Annotated in this window: 14 protein-coding genes and 3 pseudogenes; 9 read left to right on the top strand and 8 right to left on the bottom strand. The window is 60.6% G+C overall.

Going from position 1 to position 16,792, the window contains the following annotated elements; all coding sequences use genetic code 11:
• Positions 1-181 precede the first annotated feature (181 nt).
• Positions 182-901 (top strand): MgtC/SapB family protein, encoded by a 720-nt coding sequence (locus ACS4RR_RS12560; protein ID WP_222387322.1) that lies wholly within the window; start codon positions 182-184, stop codon positions 899-901.
• A 37-nt stretch (positions 902-938) separates the two neighbouring features.
• Here ACS4RR_RS12560 and ACS4RR_RS12555 read toward each other — a convergent pair whose 3' ends face one another.
• From ACS4RR_RS12555 to ACS4RR_RS12535, 5 genes and pseudogenes are all read right to left on the bottom strand, one after another.
• On the bottom strand, positions 939-1,124 hold the full coding sequence (locus ACS4RR_RS12555) for a DUF3008 family protein (protein WP_003560205.1): 186 nt from the start codon (positions 1,122-1,124) through the stop codon (positions 939-941).
• Positions 1,125-1,163: 39 nt separating this feature from the next.
• Positions 1,164-1,372: pseudogene (locus ACS4RR_RS12550) on the bottom strand (hypervirulence associated TUDOR domain-containing protein).
• Positions 1,373-1,423: 51 nt separating this feature from the next.
• Positions 1,424-1,657, bottom strand: a complete 234-nt coding sequence (locus ACS4RR_RS12545; RefSeq protein ID WP_017964693.1) for a DUF2171 domain-containing protein — start codon at positions 1,655-1,657, stop codon at positions 1,424-1,426.
• 81 nt (positions 1,658-1,738) lie between these two features.
• Positions 1,739-2,695, bottom strand: coding sequence for a DUF2950 domain-containing protein (locus tag ACS4RR_RS12540; RefSeq protein ID WP_260111030.1), 957 nt, complete (start codon positions 2,693-2,695; stop codon positions 1,739-1,741).
• A 20-nt stretch (positions 2,696-2,715) separates the two neighbouring features.
• Entirely contained in the window at positions 2,716-4,128 is a 1,413-nt protein-coding gene (locus ACS4RR_RS12535) for a DUF3300 domain-containing protein (protein ID WP_222294689.1), read from the bottom strand.
• Between the two features lie 761 nt (positions 4,129-4,889).
• Here ACS4RR_RS12535 and ACS4RR_RS12530 point away from each other — a divergent pair.
• The 5 genes from ACS4RR_RS12530 (at position 4,890) to ACS4RR_RS12510 (ending at position 9,363) form a co-directional block, all read left to right on the top strand.
• Positions 4,890-5,354, top strand: coding sequence for a hypothetical protein (locus ACS4RR_RS12530; protein ID WP_222294691.1), 465 nt, complete (start codon positions 4,890-4,892; stop codon positions 5,352-5,354).
• Between the two features lie 200 nt (positions 5,355-5,554).
• A complete protein-coding gene (locus tag ACS4RR_RS12525) occupies positions 5,555-7,273 on the top strand; it encodes a SulP family inorganic anion transporter (RefSeq protein WP_222294693.1) in 1,719 nt (572 codons plus the stop codon).
• A 6-nt stretch (positions 7,274-7,279) separates the two neighbouring features.
• Positions 7,280-8,125: a polyphosphate kinase 2 gene (ppk2, locus tag ACS4RR_RS12520; protein WP_222387318.1), complete on the top strand. Its 846-nt coding sequence runs from the start codon at positions 7,280-7,282 to the stop codon at positions 8,123-8,125.
• A gap of 103 nt (positions 8,126-8,228) precedes the next feature.
• Positions 8,229-8,561: a hypothetical protein gene (locus tag ACS4RR_RS12515; RefSeq protein WP_222387317.1), complete on the top strand. Its 333-nt coding sequence runs from the start codon at positions 8,229-8,231 to the stop codon at positions 8,559-8,561.
• Between the two features lie 274 nt (positions 8,562-8,835).
• Complete coding sequence (locus ACS4RR_RS12510; RefSeq protein ID WP_222387316.1) at positions 8,836-9,363, top strand: CYTH domain-containing protein; 528 nt, start codon at positions 8,836-8,838, stop codon at positions 9,361-9,363.
• Positions 9,364-9,718: 355 nt separating this feature from the next.
• Here the strand turns inward: ACS4RR_RS12510 and ACS4RR_RS12505 are convergent, their stop codons facing one another.
• The 3 genes and pseudogenes from ACS4RR_RS12505 to ACS4RR_RS12495 all read right to left on the bottom strand — a co-directional run bounded on the left by ACS4RR_RS12505 (position 9,719) and on the right by ACS4RR_RS12495 (position 12,271).
• Positions 9,719-10,747 (bottom strand): DUF2955 domain-containing protein, encoded by a 1,029-nt coding sequence (locus tag ACS4RR_RS12505; RefSeq protein WP_222387315.1) that lies wholly within the window; start codon positions 10,745-10,747, stop codon positions 9,719-9,721.
• Positions 10,737-11,846: an HlyD family secretion protein gene (locus ACS4RR_RS12500; protein ID WP_222294700.1), complete on the bottom strand. Its 1,110-nt coding sequence runs from the start codon at positions 11,844-11,846 to the stop codon at positions 10,737-10,739. Before ACS4RR_RS12500 ends, ACS4RR_RS12505 begins: the two co-directional genes overlap by 11 nt.
• 165 nt (positions 11,847-12,011) lie before the next feature.
• Positions 12,012-12,271: pseudogene (locus ACS4RR_RS12495) on the bottom strand (hypothetical protein).
• Positions 12,272-12,418: 147 nt separating this feature from the next.
• On the opposite strand from ACS4RR_RS12495, the gene ACS4RR_RS12490 reads away from it, so the two are divergent.
• The 3 genes and pseudogenes from ACS4RR_RS12490 to ACS4RR_RS12480 all read left to right on the top strand — a co-directional run bounded on the left by ACS4RR_RS12490 (position 12,419) and on the right by ACS4RR_RS12480 (position 16,774).
• The gene (locus tag ACS4RR_RS12490) at positions 12,419-14,239 is read left to right on the top strand and encodes an adenylate cyclase (protein WP_260111032.1); all 1,821 of its coding nucleotides are present in this window, start codon (positions 12,419-12,421) and stop codon (positions 14,237-14,239) included.
• Between the two features lie 156 nt (positions 14,240-14,395).
• Positions 14,396-14,567: pseudogene (locus ACS4RR_RS12485) on the top strand (alpha/beta hydrolase); the annotation flags it as partial.
• A gap of 50 nt (positions 14,568-14,617) precedes the next feature.
• Positions 14,618-16,774 (top strand): mechanosensitive ion channel family protein, encoded by a 2,157-nt coding sequence (locus tag ACS4RR_RS12480; protein ID WP_456188858.1) that lies wholly within the window; start codon positions 14,618-14,620, stop codon positions 16,772-16,774.
• Positions 16,775-16,792 lie beyond the last annotated feature (18 nt).

The following is a 16,792-nucleotide window of genomic DNA, read 5'->3' as shown; positions in this document are numbered from 1 at the left end:
CCATCGACGGCCGCTTTTCCTGTCACGCCCCCAACTTGGGAGCGTTAGGAACGTCCTGCGCCGCATGACGTTTATACCACGGTGCGCCGTGGCGCATCGGATACACTCTGATAACCACGGCCGAGGAGGAGCAAATGCCCGGCGAGCAGCGAGAGGGCCAGGACAAAGTCTGGACCAAAACATGCCTTCGCTCCTGACGGATGCCATGCCGCTGACGCCAGGCTGGTGGGATATCGGCGCGCGGATCATGCTGACATTGATTGCCGGCGGCCTCATCGGCCTTGATCGCGAGCGCGGCGGTCATGCGGCAGGTTTCAGAACCACGATCTTGGTGGCGCTTGCCGCCTGCCTGGCGATGATCCAGGCAAACCTTCTTCTGTCGACATACGGAAAGACGCCTGGCTCGTTCACGCAGATGGACGTGCTGCGCTTTCCGCTCGGCGTCCTGACGGGCGTCGGCTTCATCGGCGGCGGAGCGATCCTCAAACGCGGCGACATGCTGACCGGGGTCACGACGGCGGCGACCTTGTGGTTCATGACGGTGGTCGGCCTCTGCTTCGGCGGGGGCCAGATCCTGACCGGCATCGCGGCGACGGCGGTTGGCTTTATCGTCCTGTCGCCCTTGAAGCGTCTGGACGCCTGGCTGCGCTGCGAACAGAAGGCAACGCTTGTCGTCCGCGCCTCAAACGGCAATGTCCCCGAGCTATCGGAAGTTCTGAACCCGCTCAGATGCCATGCAGGCTTCCTGTCACTCCACCGAACCGCCGAGAGCGGCGCCGAGGTGACGTTCGAGCTGCGATGGCTCGCCAGGGACCCCGACGCGTCGGCACGCGCGATCCTGAACGCGCTTTCGAACACGCATGAGGTCGCGGATTTCTCCATGAAGTCGATGACGATATAAGCTTCGCGGTGACACGCCGGCGGCGGTTCCACATCTCTCATTTCGAAACGTGCTGAGGTTTTCCTTTCCTCTTGGTTGAGGCAAATTCCTCGAGCTGTTTCTCGCTCATGGATTCGACCATCTGTTTCGAGGCGCCTTTGAGTTCGCTCTTGGGTGTCTCGCCACGCTTGGCCGAAAGTGCGGCGCCTGCCGCCTTCTGCTGGGCCTTGGACTTGGCTGGCATATCGATCTCCTTTTTGCTCGAACAGAACGGCCGCCGGCGTCAAAGTTTCTTGAGCTCGTCAGGTTTGTGGGCGGCACGCTTTTCCGACGTGTCGCTCTCGACGATATATTGCGGCTCGGTCTTCGATGCCTTCACGCTGTGGCCTTTGATGTTCGTCGGACTGCTCTGCTTTTTGACCGCCCTGCCCTCTGTTTTCCCAGGCTGGTATTCCAGCTGACCTCATCGCCCATCTTCAATTGCTTCGACATGACGGCCGCTTGCAAGGAGGCTGCGGCTTATAAGCCGCAGCCGACCGATTGTCAGTTGATAGTGGCCCACTGGCTTCGGACATCCCTGGCGTTCTTCGACAGGTGGACGTGGGCGTCCACGTGGTCGACCCAATCGAGCGGGATCAAGTGGTGCTTACCATCCCCCGAGTCGGTCTTCGTCAGCTTGATGCGCGTGGGGCCGTCGAGATGATCGACTGTGCCGACATGGGTGCCGTCGGCAGCCCGAACTTCCATATGTTCACGGATCTGATCTGCGGAAATCATCGTTTCCTCCTTTGCATCATTGTCGGATACGAAGCGGCAACGACGTGGAGCGGACTTGGTTCCAAACACGAGCGACCGTGTTCAATCATCAGTCAACTCCCAGTTATCATCCGGGTTGAAGGTCCTGATGCCGGCAGCTATTTTTTCGGTCTGCCGGCCGAGATCGGCTTGGTAGACCGTGCCGTTAGCATTCACTTGGAACGTGTGCACGCCGGTTTCGCCATATCGGATCGGCCAGGCGATCAGTGCGAATCCTGCGATCATGTTGCCGTTGATCACGTAATCGAACTTTCCGCCCGCGATGTTCGGCCCCTGGCTTTCGATAATCCTGTAGCGATAGCCGTAATAGCCCTCGCCGGCCTTCGCTTTATCAAGCGCCGCATTGTCTTCGAGGGCGTTGCCAGCCGGGCTGTCACCCTCGCCCAGATCAGGCGACCAGTAGAGACCGTCAGTTTTGCCGTCGCTGCTGATCAGTTTCTGGGCATATTCCAGGACGCCGTCATCGTCGTGGTCGGCGGAAGAATATTCCTTTTGGGCGTCGACATAGGCCCGCATCGTGTCGATGGTCTGCAATTCGTTCTCGCCGACGCGACGATCGATGATCTCCTCGAACCCGGCATACGTGTCGAAACCCCATTTGCCATCGTCGCCCTTCGCGATCGGAAATGGCAGAGGCCACAGTTTGTCGCCGATCTCGATGATCTTGCGGCCATCGACGTCCTTCACGACGATCTTCTTGCTTGTGCCGTCCCGGATCTGTGCGTAGGTGTCCATCACGCCTTCGTCTGCCTTCGCTTTCGCCGCATCAATTCCCAGCAGCGCCGTAAACTTGTCGAAATCATCAGCCGACAAGGCCGCCTTGAAGGCCTCGACGGCTTGTTCCGGCGTCTCGAATACCGGAGGATCGCTCTGCGAAGCGAAGCCCGAGATGACGGTCGCATCGGATGGCTCTGCCGCAGATGTCGAAACCGGATTGGTGGCGAGAGCCGCAAGAGCGAACACAGAACCCAGAAGCATGTTTCTGACTGACTTGGTCATCACTTTCCTCCTTCTTTCGGTCACCGACGACCGCCGCCGCGGCCACCACCTCCACCACCGCGGCCACCACCACCGCCACCGCGGCCGCCGCCACCGCCGTGCATTACTCTACCGCCGCCGCGATTGCTCCCGGCCATGGCCTGTCTGCCGCGGTTGGACTGCATCTGCGCGCGCCTGCCGCTGTCGACCTGACCGAGGGCTGATGGCTTTCTGGGCCGGTTGTCGACGCGGGACGCTGGCTTCGCCTTTGCGACTGGACGTTTGGCGTTGGCCCCGGACCTTGCCTTTTCGCCAGCTCTGTTCGTCGGCCTCGCGTCGGGCCTGCGGTTCTGCGCGGCCTGCGCTGCCTTCCCGCCTCCAGGAGCCGCTCCCGTATTGCCTGGCTTGTTGCGGGCAGCACTGATCCTGTCCGCATCGATCTTGCTCTTGCGGACATCGTTGACGCTGATTTTGCCTGGCTGGTCGCGGATCGTGTTCGCACGGTCGTTGCCTCTGGCTCCGACCCTGTTGCCGGGATTCGCCTCGATACTGCTCCGGAAGGAACTGCGGTCCATCTTGTTGAATTGAGCGCCGTCGAACCCGATCTTGCTGCGATCGACATTCTTCCAGTCGACGTCGTTGATATTCACTTTGCCATTGATGTTGTTGAGGCAATTGTTGCAGTCGATGTCGACGTTGCCGTTCCAGCGCCCGCCCCATACGCCCCAGCGGTTCCAGTCGACGGCGGCGGCCCATACCGCTCCGGTCACCACGCCCGCAAAAAAGGTGGCGGTCGGATAGTAGTAGTTCGGATACGGCTCGGAATAGTAGCCGATAGGCTCAGCCGCATAGTTCGGTTCATACAGCATCTCCGGCGCATACTGCGGAACGTAGATCTTGTCGGGACTGGCGGAGACGATCACGACGTTGTCGTTCTCCTGGCTGACCTTGATCTTGTCGTCAGTCTTGATGATGCCGTCGGCGACCGCTTTGTCGCGCAGTTGCTGTATGGCGATCAGAACGTCCTTCTGCTGGACGGAGAGCGCCTCTCCGAGCGACTGCGTCCAGTCCAGATCGTCGCTCATCATCGTGACGATCTGGGGATAGTTCAGCAGCGATACGATGCTGCCGTCCCACGTCGTCTTCGGCTTGAGCTCGGGCTGCTTCTTCAAGGTTTCGAGAAACCGGGCTGCTTCCACGACCTGCAGCGGATAGAGCGACGCCGATGTGACGAGCGCGACCAGTTCGTCCGGATAAAGTGCAATCCGCGCCACCAGGATCTCGAGTTCGTCCTCACTCAGCGGCGCCGGTGCATCGTCTTCCGCCGCCGCGGCGGGACTGGAAGCGGTCGGCTCCTGCGCGGCGGCGATCGGCGTCGGATGTGGCGAAAACGGGAAACCTGCAAAGGGCAGGAACAGGCCCGTGGCGAGTAACAATGCGTGAGGTCTAGCCATCTCAAATCCTCCTTGCGGTCAGACATGGTGTGCAGGCTGTCGACTATTGTATCTTCGCTCGTGCCGCATACTCCTCCGAGTGGAGGAGGATTGATAGCTAAACATCGGCCAAGCCGTCTTTTGCTCCAAATTTATAGCAAAGACAGCCCCAGGCGTAGTCGCGGGACTGATCTAGGACGTATGTTACAGTAACACACTTGCAAAAGCGGAGTTCAGCGCGCAAACTAAAATCGACTGCGGGTCGCTTGATCACGAAGTCAATGGCACGCCGAAGAAACACATCCGCGCCAACAGCATCGCCCTAGGCGCCATTCGCACGCCGACCAAGACCAGCGCGTGGCGAACCTCGGAAACTGTGCCGACTTGATGAAGCTCAATTCCGTACACGCATCGGTGCGACGGAGGAGATCGGCCGAACGGCGATGCGGCTTGCGCCTGATTTCACCGACTACATCGTCGCAACGACGATCTATATCGACGGCGGAATAACGCTGCACCCCGGTTTCGAAACCGGTGCCTAACGTTCCATCTCAGCGCGGTGCCCTGCCGCCCCCGTTTGGCACGTCAATGAGAGATGGAGCCGACACACTCCTGCTTCATGCATTTCGCTCATGCCGCATACTCGTCCCAGTGGGAGGGTGTTGACGGCTAAAATATCGGCAGGCTGTAGGTAACCAGAACCTACAGTATCATACGGTCTAGTTTGACTTATCGATGCTGTAATATTTGGTCTTGGCCTTGGATCACTGGGAGGGAACGTCATGGCTGAAAGTGAAAAGTCAAATCCTCAGATGCTTAGCGCGGAAGAATTGCGACAGAAAGCTCTGGAACTGCAGCTGATAGAAATGCAGCGTGATGACAAAGTCAAAGAGCGTGAAGCAAAAAAACACGCGGAGTTCGTCGATGACTTCTTCCGCAAACACGTCGGCGACAAGGAACGTGACATTATCAGGCGCGTCGTCATGAAGGCAGCCGCCGACGGCAAATCCGAAGCCATGGTCTATAGCTTTCCGTCGAGCTTCTGCACGGATAGCGGCCGCGCGATCAATAGTGCCCGGCCAGAGTGGCCGACGACGCTTCAAGGAAAAGCCAAGGAAATTTATGATCTTTTCGTCGAAGTCGCCCGGCCGCACGGCTACAAGCTGAAAGCGATGGTCATCAGTTTTCCGGGCGGCATGCCGGGCGACATCGGCTTCTTCCTGAATTGGGAGGCCCCCGTCGGCTAGGCTGCTGCGCAACTATGCGTTTTGTCAGCCATGGTTTCGGCCGGCGCATCAGAGCCCGAGGTCAACCCTTCAGCTGATGCTGCTTGGCAAGACCATCTTCGTCAAAGCCCAATCTGCGCCCAGTCTGGAGCGATCGGAGGCTGCCCCACTGGTAGCCTGAGTTCGCCTCAGCAGATGAATGAATTTCCGGGGGGAGTGGCATGCTTCAAAGTTTTCATATGCCGATATTCAGGGGCCTGGAGGGATTTCGCGCGGACTGGCTGCGAAGCGATATTCCTGCGGGGCTGTCGATTGCAGCTGTCGGCCTGCCGAGTGCGATCGCTTATCCAGCCATCGCCGGCCTCCCCCCGGAAACCGGGATATATGCGAGTATCGTCGCGCCCGTTGCCTACGCTCTGTTCGGGCCGTCGCGCCTATTGGTGGTCGGACCGGACGCCGGGACCATGGCGGTTCTTGCGGCGGTCATAGGAACTGTCATCGCCGCGCAACCTGCCGGCACATCAGCCGATCCGGTTGCGATCGCGTCTGCCCTGGCGCTCGGCGTCGGAGCCTTCTATTTTGCAGCACGGCTGCTGCGGCTGGGCGTCCTCGCAAGCTTTCTTTCCCGCCCGATTCTGGTCGGCTTCTTTGCCGGCGTATCCATCTCCATCCTTGTCGGGCAGATCGGCCGCTTTACCGGGGTGCGTATCGAGTCCGACGGTCTCCTGCCGCCGATTGCCGAGATCATTCGCAAGAGTGCCTTGATCCATTGGCCGACATTACTGTTCGGCCTTGCCATGTTCGCACTGTTGTGGATCGTGAAAGCCACGCGGCTGCCTGTACCGGGACCCGTCGTCGTCGTCGTCGTTTCCGTGATTCTCTCCGCCATCTTCAACTTCGAAGCCGCAGGCATCCGCGTCGTTGGCGATCTCCCCACCGGCTTGCCGTCATTCTCCCTCCATGCATTCTCTCAAATGCCCATGGACAGGATCGTCCTTGGGTCGGCAGCCGTCTTTCTGATCAGTTTTGGCTCGAGTATCGTCGCCGCACGAAGCTTCGGGGCGCGCTCCGGCGAGGAGGTCGACGCCAACCAGGAACTGATCGGGCTGGGCGCGGCGAACATCGCCCCCGGCCTGTTTGGTTCATTTCCCATCGCCGTGTCCGACTCGCGTACAGCGATCAATCTTGCAGTCGGCGGCAGATCGCAGGCAGCCGGTCTCGTTTCCGCCGTGACCCTGATGGCGACGCTGCTGTTCTTGAATGGCGCTCTGCGCATCCTGCCGATCCCTGCCCTGGCGGCGATCCTGGCGGCAGCCGCAATCAGCCTGATCGACGTCAGCGAGTTGAGAAAGATATGGCACATCAGCCGCGCGGAGTTCGTCTTCGCCCTGATCGCCATGTTCGGAGCCATCAGCTTCGGAGTCCTGAACGGCGTCATCGTCGCGATCGCCGCAACCCTGATCTATCTCCTGCGCAAGACGATGTTTCCGAAAGACACGCTTCTCGGCCGCATTGCCGGACGCGACGGCTTCTACGACATGCAGCGCTTTCCGGAGGCCCGGAGCATTTCAGGCATCGCCATATGTCTCGTCCAGGGCAATCTGCTGTTTTACAACGCCGATTATGTCCGGATCCGGTTGCGCACCGTCGCTGACGGCCTACCGGCCGAAACACGCTGGTTCATCCTCGACGCCAGTGCCATTGCGCATATCGACAGCACCGGGGCCGCAGCACTCGATGCCGTGCAGGCAAACCTCTCCGGGCGGGGCATCGTCTTCGGCGTCGCTCACCTGAACGCCGAGGTCACGGAGTTGCTGGGCCGCGCCGGCGTCGTCGACGGCATCGGAGCCGGAAAGTTCTTTGGCGACACGGAGGACGCGCTGCGCGCCGCGCGCCTTGGGGAAGGAAGCGACCGGCCTTTGGCCGGAGGTCATCAGTAAAGGGTCATGGAGGAAGTGATGAACAATCGGCAGGACGACGACACAGAAGTAGACGAAAAGAAAGGCAAGAAGTCCTGGAATTACGACAAGGAAATCGCAAAGCTTCAGGTCGAGCTCGCGCATCTACAGTCCTGGGTGAAAAAATCGGGCGCTCGCATCGTGATCATCTTCGAGGGCCGGGATGCTGCGGGCAAAGGCGGGATGATCAAGCGAATTACCGAGCGCGTCAGTCCACGGGTCTTTCGCGTGGTCGCGCTGCCGGCCCCGACCGATCGCGAAAAGACGCAAATGTACATGCAGCGCTACTTCGCACATATGCCCGCTGCGGGCGAAATCGTCATATTCGATCGCAGTTGGTACAATCGCCCCGGCGTCGACCGGGTGATGGGATTCTGCTCCGAGAAAAAGGCCCGGCGCTTTCTTGAGTTGGCTCCCGGTTTTGAAGCCTCGATCGTCGAAAGCGGCATCACCCTGCTGAAATATTTCCTGACGGTCGGCGAGAAGGAACAGGATCGGCGCTTCAGGCGGCGGATCGAGGATCCGCTGCGGCAGTGGAAGCTCAGCCCAATGGATGTCGAGTCGTACCAACGGTGGTGGGACTACACGGTTGCTTACGACGAGATGATCCGGGCGACGGACCGCCAGCACGCCCCATGGTGGATCGTTCCGTCAGACGACAAGAAGCGCGCGCGCATCAACTGCATCTCGCACATCCTGAAGTCCATTCCGTACGAAACAATGAAGTTCAACGCACCGGACCTTGGGAAACGTCAAAAGCGGCCCGCTGACTACGTCGAAGACAAAAGCATCCGGCATATCGTGCCGGATGTGGTCGCCGAGCAGATGCAATAATCGAAGCCGCGCGGGAACGACACGGCAATTTCAGGAGGAAGGTCCGCCCGGAACAGCATCGGCTGTCCGGCGCGGTGATGTCATCAATCAACAGGAGTGTGTGATGATCCATCCATCGATCCGTGTGCTGTCTATCCCCATTGCCTTGATTCTTCCCTTGGCGGGCATATCCGTTTCGGGAGCGCAGGCGGCCGGGCCGTTCGATCAATTTCCGATCGCCGTAGCCTGCGAATATAAAGGCCTGTACCAGATCTTCTATCTCACGAGATTGGAGGCGGATGGCGTGGCCACCTATGTCAATCCGAGCAAGCTTGCCGGAACGATATCTGTAGGCGGGACCGCCAAAGCCTTGGGCGAACCGATCGGTGGAAGTTGTCTCGGTAAAACACTGGAGCAGCTCAGGGCGTCGGGACAGATCCTCGATCTGAAGCGCTAGATGCGGGTGATTTTAGGCGGGCTCGGCCTAAAGTCTGAGTCCCCATCTAAATCAAAGAAATAGAGCATGATGTCGCCCGAAAACCGCTTCACACTTTTCGACATCATGCTCTAGCAACCTTCGTCCCGTATGTTTTGTCCGGCATATGGCGATCAACGGCACGATCCAGCGGGAGGTAGGCTGCATCCCTGCCTACTCGATATTAAAGTTCGGACAGCGGAGCCTGGTGGGAAGTCCAGGTTCGTCGTCGTTCGGAACGACAAAGGAGGGCAAGATGACCGCAGAGATTGAGCGAAAATATCTGGTCGTAAACGATAGCTGGCGGGACCACGCTTCCAAAGGCGCAGCATTCTGCCAGGGCTACCTGCTGGCGAGGAAAAACCGCTTCGTGCGGGTCAGGATCATCGATAAGGCACACGCCGTCTTGACCGTTAAACTCCGGACCGGGCGCCTGCGGCGCGAGGAGTTCGAATATGAGATTCCCTATGCCGACGCCCTCGAAATGATCGCCTTTGCAACGAGCGTGGTGGATAAGACCCGCTATGAGGTGAACCATCGTGGCTGCCTTTGGGAGGTAGACGTCTACAGTGGCGTCCACGACGGATTGGTTGTCGCAGAAATCGAGCTTGCCGACGAAAGCGATCAACCTCCCTGCCCGCCGTGGCTCGGCCCGGAAGTGACCGGAAATGCCGCATTTTCCAATCGTACGCTCGCAATGCTCGTGCAACGCAACGACTACCGCAGCCGGAATGTACCAAGGCTGCGACCTGATGGGCAGCCTTCTCAAAGGAGGGAACAATGAGTGTCTTGGTAACGGGCAGCAGTTCCTCCGTGCCCGGTTGCAAGCAAAAACCTCACGCTAACGCATCGGCAGTCAGCGCTGCAGGTCGTAGCACTGCGCCCTGCGGCTCCCGGTCTGGCAGGTCGGCGAGAAATGGAGGCGATAGCGCCTTTCTTTCATGCATTCGCTGAAGCCATTGGGGTCGGGCGGATCCTTCCACAGATGGGCGAGTTCGCAGTGCTTGCGGACATTGGTGAAGTCTTCTGTTCTCTCGGTGGCGTCAACCGAAACCGCTGAAGCGGCTAGCGCCAAGAATATCGCGGAACTCAAGGCAGCCGACGTCTTCAAGATAAGGTGCCTTCAGAGACCGCCTGAGTCATGCCGATATCCTCTTTGTTTCCCCCGTCCGCGGCCACAGGATGACGGCAAACAGCAGCGCGTAGATCAAGGCTGCTGCGACATAGACGATGCGGGTGGCGAAGGATTCTGCGGCGCTGCCGGGCAGAGGCGAGACCCCGAGGCCGAAGAGAATCAGGAAGGTCGTCAGAGCGCCGGCAAATATCGGTGCGTCCTTCGAGCGGGCCGCCGCGCGCCCTCCTATGAGGAGGACGACGATGAGAACGATGAGGAAGATCGAGAAAAGATTGGGGCGCAGCGATAGCGCCGCATAGGCAACGGAGGCGAGCACGCCACCGAAGAGGTTGACGAGCACGAGCCCGATCGCCGCCCGCGCGCTCGCTGCAACGTCGAGCTGCCCGAGCAGCGACGCTACGGATATCGGAATGACCGCCGCAGCGGTCAGATTGTCGCTCGTCAGGCAGATCACGACGGAGCCCAGCAGGATGACCGTGTTGGCCAGTGCCCGACCCAAGGCCGGCGGCCGCTCTTCGATCGGCGCCGCCTCGATCTGTTGGGAGAACGGCTCGGGAAAGACCGCATGGGCAAACCACATCAGAGCCGTGCCCGACAACACCCCGGTGACCAGGATGGACAGGATGGAGTTGGCGAGTTCCTTGTTGAGGATGCCGAGCAGAGGCACGATAATCGCGACGACGAGCACGAGAAAGACGGCCGGCCCTCCCTTTCCCGTCGACTGCCCGGCAAAACACACAAAATAGGTCAACCCCAAGACCAGAAGGAAGGGTGCGGGACGCTCGCCGAGGACGTCGGTCAGAACCATCATCGCGATCCCGGCGACCAGCATGACCATCGCCGCGCCAACCGTCTTCACAAGCGGCATGGGCCGCGAACTACCGAGCAGAAACTGGGCGGCAAAGAGCGGGCCGAGGAAGGGCACGATAGCCCCGGCATAGACTGCCAGCGTGAAGCCGATGGAGACTGCGAACGCGACCCGCAGCCCCTTGCGTTTCTGTTCCTCGATCGCAGGGCTCCTGTCAGCTGACATAGGTCAATACCGACATGATGCGGATCCAGAGTGATCCCCAGGCATTGGTGACCGGGTTGTCGCCGGTGTAGATGACGACCGTCACCTGCGAGCCATAGCGCACGCCGCCGCCCTTGGGCCTCTGCGCCTCGTCGATGGTGAGGCGCACTGGAAACCGCTGTGCCTCCTGGACCCAGCCGGTATCGCTTCTGATCGTCGGCAATCCCGTGTTCGGGTCCGTGCTGCCTTGCGATACGCCAAAGCCCACGCTCTCGACGGTTGCTGGAAACAGTCGACCGGGAAGCGCGTCGAAAAGGATCTCCGCTCTGTTGCCGACGGCGACCTTCTCCAGGCTGTTCTCCTTGAATGCCGCGCTGATCCAGATGGTGCCGGCGTCGATGAAGGTCATCGCAGGCTGGCCGGTTGAGACCACCTTGCCGATGGTCAGCTGAAGATTGGTGACGACGCCGGCCGAAGGCGCGCGGACGATCGTTCGCACCAGATCGAGCCGGGCCTTCTCCAATCCGGCAAGAGCTGCACGCAGTTCCGGATTATCGTTTCCCGCTGGGCCGAGCTGCTCTTTCGCCTTGGCAAGGTCGGCCTGCGCCCCTGAGACGGAAGCTTCCGCCTGCTCATAGGCGGACTTTGCGGTATCGAACCGGGCTCTGGAGAAGACGCCGCGCTTCACGAGTTCGGTGGCCCGCGCATACTGGTCGCGCAGATTGTCTCTGTCCGCCTGCATCTGGACGAGCTTGGCCTGTGCGGCATCGACTGATGCAGTCGATGCCCCGATCGACTGGCCGACGCTTGCAAGCGCAGCTTCCGCCTCGTCGACGGCGAGCTGATAGCGCTCTGAATCGATACGAAAGAGAACCTGGTCGGCCTCGACCCGCGAATTGTCGGCGACGCCCACTTCCACGACCCGGCCGGTGACTTCGGGCGCGATGCCGACGATATAGGCTTGAACCTGGGCCTGCGATGTCGACGGCGTACGCCGCTCCATGAAGATGGAGAGAACGAACAGGGCGAGCGCCAGCAGGAGGACGATGAGTGCTATCCTGCGGAGTGGATTCCGAGGCGTTGCGGGAATGGCAGGCTCGTCCAAGTTTTCGGAAACCACGGCTATATCCTTCGGATGCATCTCGTTTCGTGGAAGCGCAAAGTTCCAGGGCGCAAAATTCAGCGCCGGACATCTGTCGCGATGGTGGTTACCGGGAGAGGGAACGCAAGTAGGTAACCGTAACATACGCCTCTCGATGGCCTGCCGCCGGCCTCGTCGCGTGCGTCAGCGAGCCGGTGGCGGTACCGAAGCGTCGTTGAGTGCGCCCTCTATCTCCTTGGAAAGCTCTGCGATCAGCTCGCGGTATTCGGCGACACGCTCGTCGCGCTTCTGATCGGTTGAGAGGTTCCACTTCTCCAGCGCGGACTGGGCGTCGGCAAAGTCCCTGCAGATTTCCCGAAAGTCCTCACTGCGGGCAGAGAGTCGTCGATCGCCTTGATCCTGGCTGGAAACTGCCGACGGACTGCGGTCACGCCTTCGTCCATGGTTTCACTCCTTAACGGCATCCCGAACGCTGCCACTGCAACGTGTGCCAGATCCCGATCTTCATGGACGACGATCGCTTCGAGGAGTATGTTACCGTAACATACGGTCTGGCAGTGATATGACTCCATGGGGGATTGGGGACAGACATGCAGACGTCGATACCAACAGAGGGGTCTGGGGCGCCCATTTCTTCAAGGCCGGCGCCTCACGCCGACGATATCCGGGAACAACTGGAACGTGTCGTCTCCAGCCCTGAATTTCCAGGCGTCGGTCGCGCCGCCACGTTTCTCCGCTATGTTGTCTCGGAAAGCCTCGAGGGCCGGGGTAACCGGATCAAAGCCTATTCGATCGCGATCGAGGTGTTCGGCCGGGATCCCGGCTTCACCCAGGACGATCCGGTGGTCAGGATCGAGGCCGGACGGCTGCGGCGGTCGCTTGAGCGCTATTATCTCGTCGCCGGGCAGCATGACCCCGTCAGGATCGACATTCCCAAAGGCGGATATGTTCCAACCTTCGCCTGGTCCTGTCCGGCATCAGTCGACATTGGAGACGAAGACGCTGGCGAAACATCGCCTTCTGAGGTCCGCCCCGGACGCTGGTGGCGCGCACGGCGGGTCTTGTGGCCGGGTGCTGCTGCGCTCGCTGCAGTGGCTATTTCGCTCTATTGGATCGGGGCGCGATTTACCGCTCCGTCGCTCGAACGCGCCGCAAACCTATTGCCCGATCGTCCGGCCCTCGTAGTTGCCCCGTTTGCCAATCTTGGCGAAGGGCCAGAGGCGCAGCTCTACACTGCCGGCCTGACCGAGGAACTGATGACCATCCTGCCACGGTTCAAGGAGATCAAGGTCTTCGGTCGCGAGACGTCCAAGTCACTTTCCGCGGATGTGGGCACATCGAAGATCCGGGCCGAATTCGGCGCGCGCTATCTCCTTGCCGGCGGTGTCCGCACGTCGGGAAAGCGCCTTCGTGTGACGGCCAGATTGCTTGATACGTCGGACGGCGAGATCCTCTGGTCGGAGAATTATGACAATGATCTCGCATCGGGGGACCTGTTTGCGATCCAGACGGATGTCGCCAGAAAGGTTGCGACTGCCATCGCCCAACCCTACGGCGTCATGGCACAGGTCGACGCCGCCAGTCCACCGCCTGATGATCTCGGTGCGTATGAGTGCACTCTGCGCTTCTATGCCTATCGCTCGGAGCTCAGCGCCGAAGCGCATGCGCGCGTCCGGGATTGCCTCGAGGCTGCACTGGCGCGCTTTCCGAAATATGCGACCGCCTGGGCGATGCTGTCGATCGTCTATCTCGATGAGGACCGATACAAGTTCAATCCAAGATCAGGCCAGGATACAGCCATACAGCGTGCACTCGACGCCGCCAGCCACGCAACGCAGATCGATCCGAACAATACGCGCGGACTTCAAGCGCAGATGACGGCGCTGTTCTTCGACCGGCAGCTTGCTGAATCACTTCGCGTTGGCGAGCAGGCGCTCGCCACCAACCCCAACGACACCGAACTGATGGGCGAGTTCGGAACCCGGCTTGCAATCGCTGGCCAGTGGCAGCGCGGAGCAGACCTTCTGGACCAGGCCATTGCTCTGAACCCAGGAGGTGGCGGCTTCTACCATGGAACGCGAGCCTTGGCCGCCTACATGCTCCGCGACAACCACACCGCCGTGCTGGAGATCCGACAGGCGAACATGCAAAAGTTCCCTCTCTTCCATGTTGTCGCGGCCATCATCTATGCGGAGGCGGGCATGATGGAGGACGCCCGACGAGAAGGACAGGTGTTCGTCAGCATGCGACCTGACTTCCTGCCGAACGTTGTAACGGAACTCGCAATGCGCAACATGCAGCCTGAAGATCGCGACCGTCTGATCGAAGGACTTCGCAAGGCGGGAATGACCGTGTCCGATCCGAATGCAATGGCGTCGACCGCCGACACCTCGGACCTGCAACCCCGCTGATGCTGCCTCCCCGACCGTAACATACCCGATCATACGGGTAAGGCATCTCATCTTCGCATAGTCTCGCCTCAGTGCCGACTTCGACAGCCGCAGCGCGCGGCGTCGAGGCCTGCTCAAACTTGACGTGGCGACGAGGAACAGCAGTGAGCACAAGATGTCGCGATGGCCGATCTCACCAAGGTCAAGGTGGGCGACAGGCTGAACCACGGAAAATTCGCGGAACCGCCTGAGGTCGTGCAGCTCATCGGGGCGCGGTCCTGTGGGTACGCCGCCGAAGGCGTCCGAGCGCACTGCCGGAGGCCGATCAAAGGAGACATGCAGGCAATAGCGTTTCAGCAACCGGCAGACGCAACAGCTTCATCGAGATCAGGATAGACGATGCCATTACTTTCCAAGATCCGCATGGTTAGACTACTTCTCACGGGGCTCACCCTGGCATCCATTCTCCTTTGTGCCTCCATTGCCGTGGCGCAGAGCACGACGCCGGCCGGCCCGCAGCCTGAAAGTGTCCAGCGCTTTATCGGCATGCTCTCGGATCCGGATGTCCAGCGCTTCCTGCAGCAGCAGTCGGAAGCAGCCAGGGCCGTGACGGAACCGCCCGTCGCAACGCCGAACGCCGACCCTTCATTCTCGGAATTCGCGATGCGGTTCCGTGTCCACGCCTCCGGCCTTCTCGGGGCTATCAAGTTCTTTCCTTCGGAGACGATGCATGGTGCGGCCATACTCGACCAGGACGTCCAGGCGAACGGCGGGACGCGGCCGATCTTTCTGGTCGCGGCCTTCGTTGCCGTCGGGCTGGCCGCGCAATGGCTGTTCTGGTGGATCAGCGCCGGCTGGCGCTCCTGGATGACACGCGCGCCCTTCGCCACAGTTCACCAGAGGGTGATCGCACTGGCCGCGAGGCTTCTTTGGGCGGCATGTTTCGTTCTGTCGTTCGGGCTCGGCAGCATCGGATTCTTCCTCTTGTTCCAATGGCCGCCGATTGTCCGGGAAATCGTCGTCGGTTACCTCTTCGCGATCGTCGTCTTCCGTCTGGCGAGCGCGCTTTTCGACGTACTTCTGGCGCCGCGAGCCGAGGAAGAAGGTCGGTTTCGTGTCGTGCCGATCACGAGGGATGCCGCCGACCATTGGACAAAACGCCTCGGTTACCTCATCGGCTGGTATGCCTTTGGCTGGGTGACGATCCGACTGCTCGGCACGCTCGGTTTTTCCGTCCCGGCCCGACAACTCGTCGCCTATGCCCTCGGCCTCGTGCTCCTCGTCATCGGTATCGAAGCCGTCTGGAGACGTCCGGTTCAATTGGCTGCCGGTCAAGCCGGCCGGATCGGCCTGCGGGCGCGGAACTGGCTCTGGACGGTCTACTTCGTTGCCGTCTGGCTGCTGTGGGTGGTCGGAGCCATGAAGCTGTTCTGGATCGCGGTGGTCTGTGCAGCGCTGCCCGGCGCTATCGCCCTCACCAAGGCGTCGGTCGACAATATCCTGCGGTCTTCCGCGGCCGAAGAGGACGGCCACAAAAGAGGCACCGTCGTGTCGGTGATCGTGGAGCGCGGCATAAGGGCGGCGCTGATCGTCGGAGCGATCGTTCTGCTCGCAGACGCCCTGGGCATCAGGCTGACGCAGATGACAATGCAGGATTCGCCGGCCCTGCGCCTCGTGCGTGGACTCCTGAGCGCCGGGATTATTCTCCTGGTCCTCGACCTCGCCTGGAACGTCATCAAAGTGCTGATCGATCGCAAGCTAGGCGACACCGAAGCCGTCCTTGAAGTCGGCAGCGAACGGGAGCGGCGGCGCACCCGTCTCAGAACCCTGCTGCCGATCCTTCGCAATTTCCTCATGATCCTCTTCGTCGCCATTGCGATCATGATGGCGCTCTCATCGCTCGGGGTCGAAATCGGACCACTGATCGCAGGTGCCGGCGTGGTCGGCGTCGCGATCGGCTTCGGCGCGCAGACGGTGGTCAAGGACGTCATCAGCGGGATGTTCTACCTGCTCGACGACGCCTTCAGGGTCGGAGAATATATCCAGAGCGGCAGCTACAAGGGCACCGTCGAGTCGTTCAGCTTGCGATCCATCAAGCTCAGGCACCACCGCGGTGCGGTCTACATCGTCCCCTTCAGCGAGCTCGGCGCTGTGCAGAACATGAGCCGCGACTGGGTGATCGAGAAGATGACGATCACCATCACCTACGATTCCGACATCGAGAAGGCCCGCAAGATCATCAAGAAGATCGGCCTGGAGCTCTTCGAGGATCCGGAGTTCAAGCCGACGACGATCGAGCCGCTGAAGATGCAGGGGATCGACAGCCTGGGGGACTCCGGCCTGCTCCTGCGCATGAAAGTCATGACCCTTCCCGGCCAACAGTTCACGCTGAAGCGTCGAGCTCTGCGGATGATCCACGAGGCGTTCAACGAAAACGGCATCAAGCTCGCCGTGCCCACAGTTCAGGTCTCGGGCGGCAAGGACGACGCTGTCGCAGCCGCTGCCCAGCAGACGCTAGCAGCACACAACGCAGCCGCAGCCGCAAACCCGGCCTGAGGGCGGAATCTTCGAGGA

The sequence above is a fragment of the Rhizobium zaerense genome (assembly GCF_051810725.1).
GTDB lineage: Bacteria > Pseudomonadota > Alphaproteobacteria > Rhizobiales > Rhizobiaceae > Rhizobium > Rhizobium leguminosarum_I.
This window is presented reverse-complemented; position numbering and strand designations above follow the sequence as displayed.